The sequence below is a fragment of the Bradyrhizobium valentinum genome, from assembly GCF_001440405.1.
In the GTDB taxonomy this organism is placed as follows: domain Bacteria; phylum Pseudomonadota; class Alphaproteobacteria; order Rhizobiales; family Xanthobacteraceae; genus Bradyrhizobium; species Bradyrhizobium valentinum.
Window position 1 is genome coordinate 151,078 of the sequence record NZ_LLXX01000119.1, and the last position, 15,948, is coordinate 167,025.

12 protein-coding genes are annotated in these 15,948 nt (G+C 63.4%); 3 read left to right on the forward strand and 9 right to left on the reverse strand.

All coding sequences use genetic code 11. The features are described from left to right. Positions 1-66: 66 nt before the first annotated feature. The 4 genes from CP49_RS18795 to CP49_RS18810 all read right to left on the reverse strand — a co-directional run bounded on the left by CP49_RS18795 (position 67) and on the right by CP49_RS18810 (position 4,379). Complete coding sequence (locus CP49_RS18795; protein ID WP_057851684.1) at positions 67-1,509, reverse strand: amidohydrolase family protein; 1,443 nt, start codon at positions 1,507-1,509, stop codon at positions 67-69. 141 nt (positions 1,510-1,650) lie between these two features. After that, the gene (locus tag CP49_RS18800) at positions 1,651-2,676 is read right to left on the reverse strand and encodes an ABC transporter substrate-binding protein (protein WP_057851685.1); all 1,026 of its coding nucleotides are present in this window, start codon (positions 2,674-2,676) and stop codon (positions 1,651-1,653) included. 46 nt (positions 2,677-2,722) lie between these two features. After that, on the reverse strand, positions 2,723-3,499 hold the full coding sequence (locus CP49_RS18805; protein WP_057851686.1) for an ABC transporter permease: 777 nt from the start codon (positions 3,497-3,499) through the stop codon (positions 2,723-2,725). Between the two features lies 1 nt (position 3,500). Beyond that, a complete protein-coding gene (locus CP49_RS18810; RefSeq protein WP_057851847.1) occupies positions 3,501-4,379 on the reverse strand; it encodes an ABC transporter ATP-binding protein in 879 nt (292 codons plus the stop codon). 194 nt (positions 4,380-4,573) lie between these two features. On the opposite strand from CP49_RS18810, the gene CP49_RS18815 reads away from it, so the two are divergent. Next, entirely contained in the window at positions 4,574-5,332 is a 759-nt protein-coding gene (locus CP49_RS18815; protein ID WP_057851687.1) for a GntR family transcriptional regulator, read from the forward strand. A gap of 47 nt (positions 5,333-5,379) precedes the next feature. Here the strand turns inward: CP49_RS18815 and CP49_RS18820 are convergent, their stop codons facing one another. Then, positions 5,380-5,799 (reverse strand): nuclear transport factor 2-like protein, encoded by a 420-nt coding sequence (locus CP49_RS18820; RefSeq protein WP_057851688.1) that lies wholly within the window; start codon positions 5,797-5,799, stop codon positions 5,380-5,382. Between the two features lie 152 nt (positions 5,800-5,951). Between CP49_RS18820 and CP49_RS18825 the strand changes: the two genes are divergently transcribed. Together CP49_RS18825 and CP49_RS18830 are read left to right on the forward strand one after the other, a co-directional pair. Beyond that, positions 5,952-7,190, forward strand: a complete 1,239-nt coding sequence (locus tag CP49_RS18825) for an amidohydrolase family protein (protein WP_057851689.1) — start codon at positions 5,952-5,954, stop codon at positions 7,188-7,190. 240 nt (positions 7,191-7,430) lie between these two features. Then, positions 7,431-8,645 (forward strand): mandelate racemase/muconate lactonizing enzyme family protein, encoded by a 1,215-nt coding sequence (locus CP49_RS18830; protein ID WP_057851690.1) that lies wholly within the window; start codon positions 7,431-7,433, stop codon positions 8,643-8,645. Positions 8,646-8,792: 147 nt separating this feature from the next. On the opposite strand, the gene CP49_RS18835 is transcribed toward CP49_RS18830, so the two are convergent. From CP49_RS18835 to CP49_RS18850, 4 genes are all read right to left on the reverse strand, one after another. Beyond that, on the reverse strand, positions 8,793-10,022 hold the full coding sequence (locus tag CP49_RS18835) for an ABC transporter substrate-binding protein (RefSeq protein WP_057851691.1): 1,230 nt from the start codon (positions 10,020-10,022) through the stop codon (positions 8,793-8,795). Between the two features lie 717 nt (positions 10,023-10,739). Continuing rightward, positions 10,740-12,785, reverse strand: a complete 2,046-nt coding sequence (locus tag CP49_RS18840; RefSeq protein WP_245310749.1) for a hydantoinase/oxoprolinase family protein — start codon at positions 12,783-12,785, stop codon at positions 10,740-10,742. After that, positions 12,782-14,449, reverse strand: coding sequence for a hydantoinase B/oxoprolinase family protein (locus CP49_RS18845; protein ID WP_057851692.1), 1,668 nt, complete (start codon positions 14,447-14,449; stop codon positions 12,782-12,784). The genes CP49_RS18840 and CP49_RS18845 overlap by 4 nt, the downstream gene beginning before the upstream one ends. A gap of 120 nt (positions 14,450-14,569) precedes the next feature. Continuing rightward, entirely contained in the window at positions 14,570-15,886 is a 1,317-nt protein-coding gene (locus CP49_RS18850) for an aspartate aminotransferase family protein (RefSeq protein ID WP_057851693.1), read from the reverse strand. Positions 15,887-15,948: the final 62 nt, after the last annotated feature.

The following is a 15,948-nucleotide window of genomic DNA, read 5'->3' on the forward strand; positions in this document are numbered from 1 at the left end:
AGATTCTGTGCAAGCGGAATTTCGTCCCGCGCTACGGAATTCACAAAACAGCACGGCGCGCTAGCGCTACCGGCAGTCCAGTTGCACTTCGAACCAGCTTTGCAGCGAGGTCGAAAGCTGCGGCCAGGCACGCTGAAAGCCGGAGAGCCTGTCGGCGCCGGCGCGGTAGATGCCCCGCAGCTCCGTTTCGATCGCGGGGAGATCGACGCCGGTGCAGCGGCCGTCCCTCACGATCAGCCGTCCATCCACCACCACGTCGCGCAGGAGGGAGGCATTGCCGCGCGCGAACAGGAGATCGATGGGGTCGACCGGCATGATCTGGTCGCGATCCAGCCGGTCGAGATCGATGGTAACGAAATCGGCCGGCGCACCTGATACGAGCGCCCCCGTTCCCGGCGCGCCGGTCGCCTTCCGTCCGTTGGCGATCGCGAGCGCGAGGAATTCGGAAGCGGTCCAGGTGCGCTGGAAGCCGAGGCCGCCGTGCACCATCTGCACCAGCCGCATCTCGCGCAGCACGTCGTCGTCCTCGTCCAGCGCCAGCCCATCGACGCCGACCGCAATGGCGCAGCCGCATCGGTGCGCGGCGGCGACCGGCGCGAGGCCGGAACGCAAATGAAGATTGGAGGAGAAATTGGTGACGATGCGCGCGCCGGAAGCGGCAATCATCTCGATTTCCTCGGGGCGGGCATGGATGCAATGCGCCAGCGTCAGTCGCTCCGACAGGAAGCCGATATCACGGAGATAACGGACGATACCATCCGGAAAATGCCGGTCCGCCCAGGCGCGCTGATAGACGGTCTCCAGCAGATGCATGTGGATGCGCCGGCCGGTCTGTGCCGAATTCTCCGCGACCGCCTCCAGCAGCGGTTTCGAGCACCATTGCACGCCGGCGGGACCAAGCTGCACATCGACGTTGGGACCAGCGATGGCCGAAGCGATCGCGTCCGTCAGCTCGATATAGGCTTGCGGCGACATCGGCGCGCGGACGAACATCTGCTCGATCGTGCTGCGATCGTTGCTGGAGAGACCGGAGAGAACGGGTTCTTCATCGCCATAGACGACCGGATTCTGGTCGCGGACCGCGAGCGCAAAGGCGATGCGGATACCGACGTCGGATGCCGCGCGCGCGATGGCGCCCGCCTCTTCCACCAGCGGCATCGTCCCGCTCGGGCGAGTATAATGGATCATCATCGCGGCGCAGCCAGCACGCGCCGAACGCGCCAGCGCGGAAGCTGCGGTGAGATAGGGATCGACCGGCGTGCCGAGCGCGGAGCGCAGGATCCAGCTTTCGAGCGGCATGCCGACCGCGCCGAATGACGACGCGGTCGGCCGCGCATGGTCGTGGGCATTGACGAAGGCGGGTAACAGGAGAGAGCGCGGGCTTGTGGCGGGCGGAGCGCTATCGGAGATGGACGTAATAACGCCGTTGTCGTGACGCAGCACGACATCATTGAGCAAGCCGCCCTGCAGGCCAGAGAACAGGCTGTGTGCGGCAACTTCCATAGTCATGACGCGCCCTCTCCGTCATTGCGAGCCACCCGGTCGGCGCGTAGCGCCGCCGGATGGCAGGCTCCGCGAAGCAATCCAATTCGCCGCTTGCTAAGACATGGATTGCTTCGTCGCTTTCGCTCCTCGCAATGACGGAAACGCTCAATTCGCCGTATAAACCAGCTCCCTTTCCGCCCGCGGCGGCAAAAACTCGCGCGAAAAAATCTCAGCCGGCGCCGGCGCTCGGGCGAGCTGATAGCCTTCGACGATGATACCGATGGCGCGGGCCATGCGGTCGTCCTTGACGTCGCCGACGCCGATCTCCTTCATCTCGGGCGAGACGATCAGCTTGTCGAAGGAATATTGCAGGCGGCGCTTCTCGACGTCGACGTTGATCAGATTATCGTAGTTCACCGCGGCCTTCATCCCGGCGTTCTGATCCTTGGCGATTGCGATCATGCCCTTGTTGACGGCGCGGACGAGACCGGCGACGGCCTTCGGATTGGACGCCAAAAGCTTGCGCGAGACCATCACGCCGTTGGAATAGAGATCAAGCCCGTAATCGCCGAACTGGAACCATTTGTAGTCCTTGTCGGGATCCTGGCGGTTCAGCACAAGGTTGAAATAGCTCGTGATGTTGAACACCAGCGCAGCATCGATATCACCCTTGATCAGCATCGGCTCCTGCAGGTTCGGCGCCATGTTGGAAATCTTGATCTTCTCGCCCTCAAGCTTGTTCTTCTGCGCAAACACCGGCAACAGCCGCGTCGTCGGCGTGCCCTGCGCGCCGCCGAGCGTATGGCCTTCGAAATCCTTGATGGTGTTGATGCCGCTGCTCTTCTTGGTCACGATCGCGAACGGCGGCTGGTTCCAGATCATGTAGACCATGACAGGGGCGTCCTGCGGCTTGGTCGAGGCGTTCTGGATGATGGCGTTGACGTCGCCGAAGCCGGCGTCATAGGCGCCGGACATGATGCGCGTCACGGTCGCGCCGGAGCCCTCGCCCTGATCGATCACGACGTTGAGGCCTTCCGCTTTGAAGAAGCCATGGTCCTTGGCATAGAAGAACGCGGCATCGCTGCCTTGCGTTTTCCAGCCCAGCGTAAACTTGATCGTCGTCTCCTGGGCGTTGGCGGCGCCGGCAAACAGGACAGCTCCCAACAGCGCGGCACTTGCTCTGGCTAACATCGCGGGTCTCCTCGATAAGGGTTGGATGACGGTTGGCGGATCTTGCTCAGGTGGCGATCATGTCGTTCTTACGGGTGGCCCAGCCGGTGACGCGCCCCTCGATCGCTGAGAAGATCACGTAGAGCGCGACGCCGAGGCCGGCGAGCACGAACAGGCCGGCAAACACCAAGGGCACGTTGAAATTGGAGGACGCCGTCATCATGACGTTGCCGATGCCGCGGTTCGATGCGACGGTCTCTGAAAGCACCGCGCCGACAAAGGCGTAGGAGATCGCGACCTTTAGCGACGCAAAGAAGAACGGCATGGTCCTGGGCAAACCGACATTCCAGAGGATGTCGAGCTTGCTGGCTCCGAGTGCCTTCAGCACGTCTTCCAGTTCGGGTTCGGTGGTCGCCAGCCCCGTCGCAATGTTGACCACGATCGGGAAGAAGCAGATCGACAGCGCAGTCAGCACCGCCGGCACGGTGCCGGAGCCGAACCACAGCACGAAGATCGGCACCACGGCGACTTTCGGAATCGAGGAGAAGCCGACCAGTAGCGGATAGGCGGTATCGTAAGCGGTCTTCGAGACGCCTATGACAGCGCCCAGCACGACGCCGAGGCCGACGCCGAGCACGAAGCCGATCATCGTGGTCGCCAGCGTCTGCAGGATGTGCGGCCACAGGATCGGGAATTTCTCAAACAGCGTGACGAACACCTGCGATGGGCGCGGCAACACGAGGTCGGACATCCCGGTCATCAGGCAGAACAATTCCCAGGCGACGAAGAACAGCACGATCAATCCCGCCGACCAGGCTTTTTGGCGATAATCAAACTCGGGCATGTCAGGCCGCTCCCTGTGCTGCCGAGGCGTCTTTGGATGCTGTTCGGGCATCCTCGATGAACGCGCGCAGTTTTTGATTGAGCGCCACGAAGTCAGGCTCGAAGGTCATCGCGACCGTGCGCGGCCTCTCGAAGGTGACGCGGCTGTCGTCGAGGATGCGGCCGGGCCGTGCGCTCATCACGCAGATGCGGCTGCCAAGAAACGCCGCCTCGCGCAGGTCGTGCGTCACCAGCAGCACGGTCGGCTTGTGGGCGATCCAGAGGTCCTGCAGGATCGACCACAGCTCTTCCCGCGTGAACTGGTCGAGCGCGCCGAAGGGCTCGTCGAGCAAGAGCATGCGCGGCTCATGGATCAGCGCACGGCACAGATTGGCGCGCTGAAGCATGCCGCCGGAGAGCTGCCAGGGATAGCGGTTGCCGAAGCCCTTGAGGCCGACCTGCTCCAGAAGCGCGTTGGCCTTGTCGCGGAATTCGCTCTTGCGCAGCTTGCGGAATTGCGAGCGGAACGGCTCGACGATCTTGAGCGGCAGCATGATGTTCCGCTCGATCGTCATCCAGGGCAGCATGGTCGGATTCTGGAACGCCATGCCGACGCGCAATGCACGCGCCGCGACTTCCCGTCCGCCGACGATGACCACGCCCGATGTCGGCTGCACCAGCCCGCTCACCAGCCGCAGGATGGTGGACTTGCCGCATCCGGAAGGCCCGACAAGAGCGACGAACTCGCCGTCGGCGATCCGCAGCGTCGTCGTGGAAAGGGCCGGCACCGCGCGGGGGCCGCGGCCGAAGGTGACCGAGGCCTCCGAGAGCTCGATGGCAATGGGTGCGGCGGAAGCCGGAACCGGCGATCCCTGAAATTCGGAATGTGGTTGCATGCGCATCATGGTTGGAAGTGCATGCAAGCCGGATGCCAGCAAAACCCGGCTGTTAAATCAATGGGATCGCGCAGAGCCCACCAGATCCGCCGGATTCATTTTGTGCAGTTACCCGTCAAACTGCATGCAATTGAGGCGCTCAATCGCTGCACAATTGTGATAAGAGACGCTATCCGAAGCACTTCCCCCAGGATTCGCCGATGGCGCCTCGCTCCGCCAGCAAGTCAGCCGTACCGTCCGACAAGGTCGGCGTGATCTGCCGCGCGCTGCGCCGCGCCATCATCGAACAGGCGCTGGAGCCCGGCGCGAAACTGCCGGAGGATTCGCTTGGCGAGAGGTTCGGCGTCAGCCGCACCATCGCGCGGCATGCGCTGGGACAACTGGCAGCGGAAGGTCTCGTCGAACTTCGGCGCAACCGGATTGCCGTCGTGGCGACGCCGAGCTGGCAGGAAGCGCGCGACGCCTTCGATATCCGGATCGAGCTCGAACGCCTGGTGGTGCGCCAGCTCGCCGGCAAGCTGACCAAGAGCCAGGTCGCCGAACTGAACGCCCATGTCGACGCCGAGGACCGCGCCCGCGACGGCTCGGATGCGGTGTCGATCAGGCTCGCGACGGAATTCCATATCCTGCTCGCCAACATGACGAATAGCCCAATCCTGGTGCGTTACGTCAGCGAAGTCGCCTATCGCTGCTGCCTGACGCTATCGCTGTACAGTCGCCCGCATTCGTCGGAATGCGCCATCAACGAGCACCGCGCGATTATCGCCGCGCTGGTCAAGGGCGACGAAGCCAAGGTGATGAGCCTGATGCACAGCCATCTGGATTCGGTTGCCAGCCGTGCGCTGGTGGCCCCTGCCCCGCGGCGCGGCCGGGATCTGCTGGATATTCTGGCGCCCTATGCCGAGGAAGGCGACGGTGGTCGCGTGGTGAAACTGCCGAAGGTCGTGCGGGCGAGGTAGTGGTTTCCACGTCATTGCGAGCGCAGCGAAGCAATGACGAGAAAACCCTACGCCTCAATCCCACACTGCACCAGTATCCGCTCGGCGCTGTCATTCCAGACGTCCATCTTCACGATCTGTCCGCCCCTGACCACGAAGCGGTCGACGTAGCGGTTGCCTTCGAACGGCGTGCCGTCGAGCCATTCGCCGTAGAGCGTGCCGATGCTATAGACGACGGTCTCCTCCGCAGCCGGGCAGACGTCGAAGCGGTCCATCTTCTTCTTGACCCAGCGATAGCGCCGCGCGTTGAAGCCGGTCGGGCCGCGCGGATGATCGAACTCCCGGCCGCCGGTGAAGGTGATGATGGTGCCGGGCTCCATGTAGGCGGCGGCCGCCTCGGGGTCCGGGATCATCGATGCCGTAAGGTAGGCCTCGACCACCTCGGCATCGGACATTCCCTTCGGCTCGGCTTTGGCGGCAACGGACATGGCGATTTCTCCTGACCGGAGAATACTACAATCCGGCCGCCTAATTGCATGCACATATTTTGAACAATTTAGCCGGCGAACTGCACACAATCTGGGGCTGCCTGGCGTGCGCGCTTCCGCTAGATTCTGGTCTCCTCCAGCCTGCCGGTGCCATGAAAGCCAAGACCGCCTTCGATCTCATCTTCCGGAATGCAAGGACGCGGTCCTCGGCGGCGATCGATATCGGCGTCGCCGGAGGACGTATCATTGCCATCGAACACCGCCTCGCCTGCGAGGCGGTCGAGATCGATGTCGGCGGCAAACTCGTGCTGCCCGGTTTTGTCGACACGCATATCCACCTCGACAAGGCCTGCCTGCTCGGCCGTTGCGGGCACGACCATGGCAGCGTCGGCGAGGCCATCGCCGCGGTCGCAGCGATGAAGCGCGATTTCACGGTGGAAGATATCTATGCGCGCGGGGCGCGGGTGATCGAGCGGGCGATCGTGCACGGCACCACGCGTATGCGCACCCATGTGGAGATCGATCCGCGCATCGGCTTGCGCGGCTTCGAGGCGGTCAAGGCGCTGAAGCGCGACTATGCCTGGGCGATCGACCTCTCGATCTGCGTATTTCCGCAGGAAGGCCTGACCAACGATCCCGGCGCCGAGGAACTGCTGATCGCGGCCCTGCGCGACGGTGGCGAAGCGATCGGCGGCTGCCCCTACATGGACGCCGACCCGAATGCGCATCTCGAAAGAGTTTTCGATCTCGCGCAGGAATTCGATGTCGATATCGACCTGCATCTCGACTTCGATCTCGATCCGTCCTGGTGGCATCTCGAAGAGGTCTGCCGGCAGACCGAGCGGCGCAATTACCAGGGCCGCGTCGCGATCGGCCATGCGACGAAATTGTCGGCGCTGCCGCCGGAGCGGTTGAAAGCCGCGACCGAACACCTCGCAAAATCCGGCGTCGCCGTGACCGTGCTGCCCGCGACCGATCTCTATTTGATGGGCCGCGACGTCACGCATAATTCACCGCGCGGGCTGACGGTGGCGCACAAGCTGGTCGAAAACGGCGTCGTGTGTTCGGTCGCCACCAACAATGTGCTCAATCCGTTCACACCGTTCGGCGACGCCTCGCTGCTGCGGATGGCAAACTTCTACGCCAATGTGGCCCACGCCGGCATCAGCGAATTCGATGCCTGCCTCGACCTCGTCACGGACCTTCCGGCGCGCCTGATGAATCTGCGGGATTACGGCATCGCGCCGGGCAATCCGGCCGACCTTATCATCCTCGATACGGACAGCGGCCAGAACGCGATTGCCGAACTGCCCGACATACTGATGGGTTTCAAGAATGGCCGTCAGGTGTTCGAGCGACGCCGGCCGACGCTGTTTCCTCCGCAAGCTTAGCGACATTCCGGCCGGTGGCTTCATCCTTCGAGACGCGGCGCAAGCGCCGCTCCTCCGGATGAAGTCTAACACCTCATGGTGAGGAGCGCGGCAACGCCGCGCGTCTCCGGACGATGCTTCGCATCGCCGGGCGAACCATGCAGGCCGTGCTCTGCCTCATGCGTGCCCTGCGATTGACGCGCCTTTCAATCCGTTGTTGTTATCGGCCAACCACAACAACAACACGCGGGGCGGAAAATCATGGCCAAGGCAACCCAGATCAGAAGCGTCGAAACGCTCGCCTGCGACGCCGGCTGGCGGAACTACCACTTCATCAAGATCATGACCGAGGACGGCATCGTCGGCTGGAGCGAGTATGACGAAGGCTTTGGCGCGCCCGGCGTCACCGCGGCCATCGAGCGTCTCGGGGCGCGCGTGGTCGGCAAGAACGCCTTCCAGCACGAGCGGATCTATGCGGAGTTGTTTGCCGCGACGCGGCCCGCCGCCGGCGGCGTGGTGGCGCTGGCATTAGGCGCCATCGAAAACGCGCTGCTCGACGTCAAAGCCAAGGCGCTGGGCGTGCCCTGTTACGAACTGCTCGGCGGCAAGATGCGCGACAGCATCCGGGTCTACTGGTCGCACTGCGCGACCTGGCGCATCAATCATCCCGACTGGTTCAAGCCGGCCATTACCGACCTCGACGGCGTCAAGTCGATCGGCAACGAGGTGCGCGAGAAGGGCTTTACGGCGATGAAGACCAACATCTTCGTCTATACCGACGGCAAGCCGCAGGGCTGGCGGCCCGGCTTCGGCTCGCCGTTCGAGCCCGAGATCAACGTCGACCGCAAGGTGTTGCGTAACCTCTGCATGCATCTGGAAGCGATCCGCGACGGCGCCGGGCCTGACGTCGACCTGCTGCTCGATCTCAATTTCAACGCCAAGACGGAAGGGTATTTGAAGATACTCCGCGCCATCAAGGACATGGATTTGTTCTGGGTCGAGATCGACACCTTCAACCCGCAGGCGCTGGGTTACATCCGCCGCCAGAGCCCGCACCCGGTCTCCTCCTGCGAGACGCTGCTGGGCCTGCGCGAGTTCCTGCCTTACTTCAACGAACAGGCAATGGATATCGCGATCATTGACACGCCCTGGAACGGGGTGTGGCAATCGATGAAGATCGCCGCCGCCGCGGAGCACTTTGAGGTCAACGTCGCCCCGCATAATTTCTACGGCCATCTCTGCACCATGCAGAACGCGCATTTCGCGGCCGCGGTGCCGAACCTGCGCATCATGGAGACCGACATCGATCGTCTCGCATGGGACCACGAACTGTTCACGCACGTGCCCGAGATCGTCGACGGCCACCTGGTGATTCCGGATCGTCCGGGCTGGGGCACCGAACCCAGTGAGCAAGGCCTGCGCGCCCATCCGCCGAAGAGCAAGGGCGGGCTGTTGAATTACGGGCAGAAGAAGTAGCGGGATTATGCTGTCATACCCCGCGAAGGCGGGGTATCCAGTACGCCGCGGCTTATCCGTCTTATCACCAACGTCTCGGCGTACTGGATCGCCCGCCTTCGCGGGCGATGACAGTGCTGGTTGTTGGTGGAGTTCGCAAGGCTCCGCTCAATTATCATCCGGTCCACTCGCAAACGCGCTCTCGATTACGTCGCCGATCGGTTGCCAGGAATTGCCGTCGAACTGCACCAGCCGCATCTGCTCGATCGGATGGAAGTCGGCAGGCCCGGTGGTCATCGCAATTCCCGGAAGCGCTATCGGGCTCTGGTAATTCCTAAGGGACGCCGCCTGCCGCATGATGTTCTCGCGCGACAGATCATCGCCGCACTGGGTCAACACCTGAACCATGGTGGCCGCCGCCGCATAGCCGAAGATGGCGTTGCCATCTTCCTTGTCACCATCAGGGTAATATTTGTCCATGAACGCCAGCCAGTCCTTGATGGCGGGATCTTCCTTCCAAGTGGTGTCGCTGGCATCCTTCAGGAACGAGGTCGAGATCACGCCGACGGAATTCTGAAGTCCCGCCGGTCTTAACGCATTCGCGATCGAAGCTGCCGCATTGACCAGCAACAACTGTGGATGCCAACCCAGTTCGGCCGCTCTGCGGATCGCACGCGCCGAGATCGGCGGCGCGCAATTGAGCACGAGCACTTCAGCGCCGGAGTTCTTGAGGATGTCGACCTGGGTATCGATTGACATGTCCGCATCAATGGCGATGTCCGCAACGATCATATTCGCGGTGAGGCCGAGTCCCTCCTGCAATCCCCGGAACAGATCGCGACCAAACTGGTCGTTCTGCCAGAGCACGGCGATCTTCCTGCTCGGATAGGCGGCCTGGATGTAATTGGCATAGATCCGTCCTTCGGACCGGAACGTCGGCTGCCAGCCCATCGTCCAGGGAAATCGCTTCGGATGCGCCCACTCCTCGTCGCCGGAGGCGACAAAGAGCTGCGGGATGCTCCTCTCATTGAGATAGGTTCGCGTCGCTAGATTGCTCGGCGTGCCGAACGATCCGAACATCAGGTGAACGCGCTCCTGCTCGACCAGTTCATGGGTGTGCTCGACCGCCGTTCTCGGATTGGAGCTGTCGTCGCGCGAGATGAATTTGATCTTGCGCCCGTTGATGCCGCCGCGCTCGTTGACCATGTCGAAATAGGCGGCTTCAGCCCTGCCGATCGAAGCGAACGCGGCCAATGGCCCCGTATAGGGCATGATGTTGCCGATGCGGATTTCGGTATCCGTCACACCGGCAGCGCGGGTTGGCGGGGCGAGCCAAATCGATGCCAGCAACAATGCGGTGAAGAAGGCTGGTGACAGCCATTTTATTCTTGTTTTCATCAACGCGGCCCTCGAACCCGAGCTGTTCAGAGCTCGTGACGCCACCCAGCGATGACGATGATAGCGCGGGAGTTCAGGTTGTTAAAATGAAATGTTGGCGGCGCGGCATTGCCACGCCAAATGGGTCGGCAGTCTTCATAAAATGAGACGTTGCGGTTCAGGCGTGTTTGATGTCCGATATACCCTCAGCAGCGGCACGAATTCGAACATCGCTGGATATCCGATTTGCATCTAAGCAGTGTGTGGCAAGGAGGTCGAGGCATGAGGATAACGATCGTAGCTTTGGGAACGGCCCTGGTCCTGTGTAACCTGGGCACGTTTGGTACCGCAGCGCATGCGCAGACGGCCCAAGCCGTTCGTGAACCACGGGAAAGGCCCCTCATCAGGGTGCCCGTCGTAAGGCCAACTCCCTACTGGGATTACAATATCGTTCCACGATATCGTTATCGCCCTGAGGACGACCGGGTCGATCCATGCGGCGGGCCCGTAGTGCCGGTGATACGCGAAGGGCCTCAAGAGGCAACGGTTCCGTTGTGGCTGGCGAACGAATTGGGTCTTGGCCGTGTGCATGGTCGAGATTGGCCGTGTAGGGGTCGAAATCGGTAAAGCACCGATTGAGCAGCAACGTAGCCCGTAGGATGGGTGGAGCGCAGCGATACCCATCAATGACAACGCACAAAGTTGATGGGTATCGCTTCGCTCCGCCCATCCTACATATCAGCGCAGCGAAATATCCAGCCAGCCCAACGCATTGACCGTGAGGCGGTCGCCGGTGTCGACGAGCACGGTCGTGGTCTCGGCCTCGATGATGGCGGGTCCGGCCAAAGTGTGGCCGGGCCGCAGATCATCGAGCGCATAGACCGGGACTTCGCGCCACCCGCCGAAGAAGGCCTGCCGCCGGTTGCGTGGCGAGCAGGTGCTGGATGCCGCGGCTTCCCGCGCGTCCTCGCCCTGCCGCTGAACTTCGCCGACGGCGGCGACGCGGGCATTGACGAAGACGACCTCCTGGCCGCGCGAGGCGTAGGTATACAATTCCTCGTGCCTGACGTGAAAGCGGTCCTCGATCTGGTCGACAAGGTCAGCAGCGTTCCAGTCGAGGCCGTCGAGCGATACGTCGATCTCAAAGATCTGTTCGCCGTAGCGCATCTCGGCGGAGCGCTCGATTGAAACGGGGCCGCTGAACCATGAGCGCAGCCGGCCGGCGGCCTGTTGCTCCAGCCTGGCGAACAGCTCGCGCACTTCATCGGCGGTGATACGCGCGGCCGCGCCGTAATGCGTGCGGCTGACCTCGTAGCGGAGATCGCTGGTCAGCATGCCCCAGGCCGACAGCACCGAGGCCACCGTCGGCACGATGATGCGCTTGATCTCGAGTTCGCGCGCCACTTCCGCCGCGTGCAGGCCTGCCGCGCCACCGAAACTGAGCAGCGCAAACTTGCGGGGATCGACGCCGCGGCGCAGCGTCATCAGGCGAATGCCGTCGGCCATGTTCAGATTGATCATGCGGTAGATGCCAGCGGCGGCCTCGACGCGCGACAGCTCCATCGTCTTGGCGATGCGGTCGACCGCGGCTTCCGACGCCGCGCGGTCGAGCGGTCGCTTGCCACCCATGAAGGCGGTGGCATCGAGGTAGCCGAGCACAACATTGGCGTCGGTGACGGTCGCAGCCAAGCCGCCATTGCCGTAACAGGCCGGGCCCGGCACCGAGCCTGCGCTCTCCGGCCCCACCCGCAGCGTGCGGCTGGCATCGACGCTGGCGATCGAGCCGCCGCCTGCGGCGATGCTCGCAATGTCGAGGCTGCGCAGCGCGATGCGCTGGCCCGCGAGCATGCCGTCGGCGGAGAGCGACGCCTGCCCGCCCGAGATCAGCGAAATGTCGGTCGAGGTGCCGCCCATGTCGAACGGCACGAGGTCGGGAATGCCGACCAGATCAGAACAGCGCCGGCCGCCGGACATGCCGCCCGCGGGTCCCGACAGCACCGTGCCTGCGGCAAGCCGCGAGGCTTCCTCGACCGGGGCCATGCCGCCATGTGACAGCACGACAAAGAGGCTGCCCTTGAAACCGGCCTCGCTAAGGCGCGCTTCGAGGTTGGTCAGATAGCGCCGCACGATCGGCTCGACATAAGCGTTCACGATCGTGGTCGAGGCGCGCTCATACTCCTTGATCTGCGGCAGCACGTCGCTGGAGCGCGAGATGCTGATGTCAGGTAGCGCCTGCTTCAGCCGTTCGACCGCGGCGAGCTCGTGAACCGGATTGAGATAGGAATGCAGGAAGCACACCGCGACCGAGGTCGCGCCCGATTTCTTGATACCGGCAATCGCGCCATCGAGCGATTTTGGATCGAGCGGAATAAGCACCTCGCCATTGGCCCTGAGCCGCTCCTTGACGCCGAAGCGCCGTTCGCGCGGCACCAGCGGCTCCGGCGGCGGCGAACGCAAATCGTAGCGATCCGGCTTGAGACCCTCGCGCATCTCGATGACGTCGCGATGGCCTTCGGTGGTCAAGAGCGCGACCTTTGCGCCTTTGCGCTCCAGCAGCGCATTGGTGGCAACCGTGGTGCCGTGAACCAACCGGTCGGTCGAGGCCAGCATTTCCGCGCGCGTGATGTTCAGCCGCCGCGCCAGTTCTTCCAGGCCCGCCATCACGCCGAGCGATTGATCCGCCGGAGTCGATGGCGATTTTGCAAATATCGTCCGCCCACTCTCGTCCGTCGCCACGAGATCGGTGTAGGTCCCGCCGACGTCAACGCCGATCCTGAACATCATGAGGACGCCTGCTCCGCCGCGACGTCCGTCAGGCCCTGCTCGCGGTCGCGCCGGCGCGCTTCCGCCGATCGCTTGTCAGGCGGTCCCCAGCCGCCGCCGCCGGAGGAACGGATCTCAAGGCAATCGCCGGGGCGCAGCTCGATGCCAACTTCCTTGGTTCGCAGCACGAGCGGCTCGCGGCCTTCGGAGAGCAGACGATAATGATGCGGCTTGCCGTCCTCGCCGCCGAGCATCCCGCAAGGACCATGGCGCGCGCCATCGCCCGCCGTGTTACCCTTTGCGATCTTCTCGGTTTCCAGCACCAGATCGAGCGACACGCCAAGGCCTCCGCGATGCTGGCCGTCGCCGCCGGAGCCGGGGCGGAATTCATGCATGCGGAAATGCAGCGGGAAACGCACTTCGGCGACTTCGAGGCTGCCGAACTTCAGTCCGCCGACCGAATGCCACTCCCCGATTGAGGACCAGCCGTCGCCGCCGGCCGACGCGCCGCCGCCCGGCCGCGCCTGGAACAGGTGCCAGATGAAATTCTTTCCCGTGCGCGGGTCCTCGCCTTGGATCGCGATCCGGAAGCGGCGGCTCCAGCCGGCCATCGCGCGTTCCGGGCACGACGCCGACAGCGCCTTCACAATGGCTTCTACGATTTCATTCGAGGGATGGCTGGTGCACAGCGTCACCGGCCGGCCCGGATCGGCCCACACCACCGTGCCCTGTTTTGCAATCACCTTCAGCGGCCGTAGCGCGCCAGTATTTTTTGGGATCTCCGCATCGATCAAATAGGCAAAGGCCATCGCCACCGCCGCCTGCATGTTGGCGTGCGAGGAGTTCACAAAACTGGTCGACTGTGGATCGGAATCGGAAAGATCGACTTCGACATCGCTGCCCTTCTTGGTCACCTTCGCGGCGATGCGGATATCGGTGCGGCCATGGCCGTCGTCGTCGAGAAACGCCTCGCCATGGAACACGCCGTCTTTCCAGGTCGAGACGACAGCGCGGGTCTGTTGCTCGGTCGCATCGAGGATCGCTTCCATGGCGGCTTCCACCACCGGCGCGCCGAATTCGGCAAATAGCCGCGACAGCCGCCGCTCGCCGAGATGCGCCGCGCCGAGCATTGCCGCGAGGTCGCCGCGGAACTCGCGGGGGTTGCGAATGTTCAACGCCAATAGATCGAGCAGATCGTCGCGCAGCCTGCCGGCCTCATAAAGCTTGATCGGCGGGACGCGCAGGCCTTCCTGATAAATCTCGGTCGCGGCTGGATTATAGGCGCCATGGGTGGCGCCGCCGATGTCGCTCTGATGCGCGCGCACGATGGTCCAGAGCAGGCGCTTGTCGCCGGCGAAGACCGGGACGAAGGCGGTCAGATCGGGCAGATGACTGCCGCCATGATAGGGATCGTTGAGCAGGATGACGTCGCCCCGTTGCACGTCCTTGAACCGTTCCTCGACCGCGAGCGTCGCCCATGGCAGCGCGCCGACATGAACCGGCAGATGATCGGCCTGCGCGATCAGGCGGCCACCGGTGTCGCAGATCGCCAGCGAGAAATCGCGGCTGGAGTTAAGGATCTGCGAATAGGAGGTGCGAAGCATCGCCTCGCCCATCTCTTTCACGATCGAACTGAGCCGGTGCTGGACGACGGAACGCGTGATGGGATCGATCTTGGCGAACATTCGGTGCCGTTGTTGTTGGTTTCGTAGGATGGGTAGAGCGAAGCGAAACCCATCGATTGGTACGGATGAACGAAATGATGGGTATCGCTTCGCTCCACCCATCCTACGAAGCTGCGCTAGTCAGAGCGTACGTGCAACCTCCTCAAGCGCGCCCGACGCCGCGTCAATGATCGCATGTATATCGGCATCCGTCATCGGGGTCGACAATGCCATCAAGCCATTGCCCGCCGCCAGCACGCCGCGATTGAGCAGCGCGCGCGAGAAAGCCGCCTGGCGCCGTGCCTCTTCCTCGCTCAGATAGGCCGAGCGATAGTCGCGGATCGGGCGATCGGCGAAATGAATCTTGAGCAGCGAACCCAAGCCCACCGTGCCGCCGGGCACGCCGTGGCGGCGAAACGCATCGTCGATGCCGGCGCGAACGGCCCGCCCCATCGCATCGAGGCGCGCAAAGGCCGCGTCGTCGAGCAGCTCCATCGCGGCGATTCCTGCACGCATCGTCACTGGATTGGCGGAGAACGTGCCGCCATGCGGCAGCGCCGGCTTGCCCGGGCGCGGATCGAACACCGCCATGACGTCCCGGCGGCCGCCGATCGCGCCGACTGGAAAGCCGCCGCCGATGATTTTTCCCAACGTGGTCAGGTCCGGATCGATGTTCCAGATACCCTGCGCGCCGCGATAGCCGAGGCGAAAGGTGATGACCTCGTCGAAGATCAGGAGTGAGCCGACCTCGCGCGTGACCTTTCGAAGTGTCTCCAGATAAGCGTGATCCGCCGGTGCGAGCCCGGCGCGGTTAGGCATGGGATCAACCAGCACGCAGGCGAGCCCCTCGCCATGCTCGCGGATCAGGCTGACGGCCGCTTCCGTATCGTTGAAGGGAATGGTGACGACGTCAGCCAGCACATTGTCCGGTGTGCCCCTGGCGTAGGCCACCGACACCGGCGCGTTGCGGCCCCATGCTTCCGGCGTGGGATCGAGGCTCACCTCGGCGTAGTCATAGGAGCCGTGATAGGCGCCCTCGCATTTCGCGATCTTGGGACGGCCGGTATGCGCGCGCGCCGCCTTCAGCGCCATCATCACCGCTTCGGTGCCGGAATTGGCGAAACGTATCTGATCGACGGACGGCAGCCGCGAAACCAGGAGCTCGGCGAGGTCAACCTCGGATTCCGTCGGCAGGCCGAACGCCGAACCCAGCGCGAGCTGCGCTGTCGCTGCCTTGATCAATGCGGGATGCGCGTGGCCGTGAATCTGCGAGGTGAAATTGTTGATGCAGTCGATATAGACGTTGCCGTCGAGATCCCAGACCCGGCAGCCCTCGCCGCGCGCGGCGTAGATCGGATAGGGCTTCATGAATACGGTGGTGCGCGTATTGCCGCCGGGCAGGCTCGCCAGCGCGCGGTCGTACATTTTCTGCGATGACGAGTCCGGATCCGGGTACATGCGGCTGCCTCTTCGTAGGATGGGTAGAGCGTAGCGAAACCCATCACGCTTCGACCGGCAAT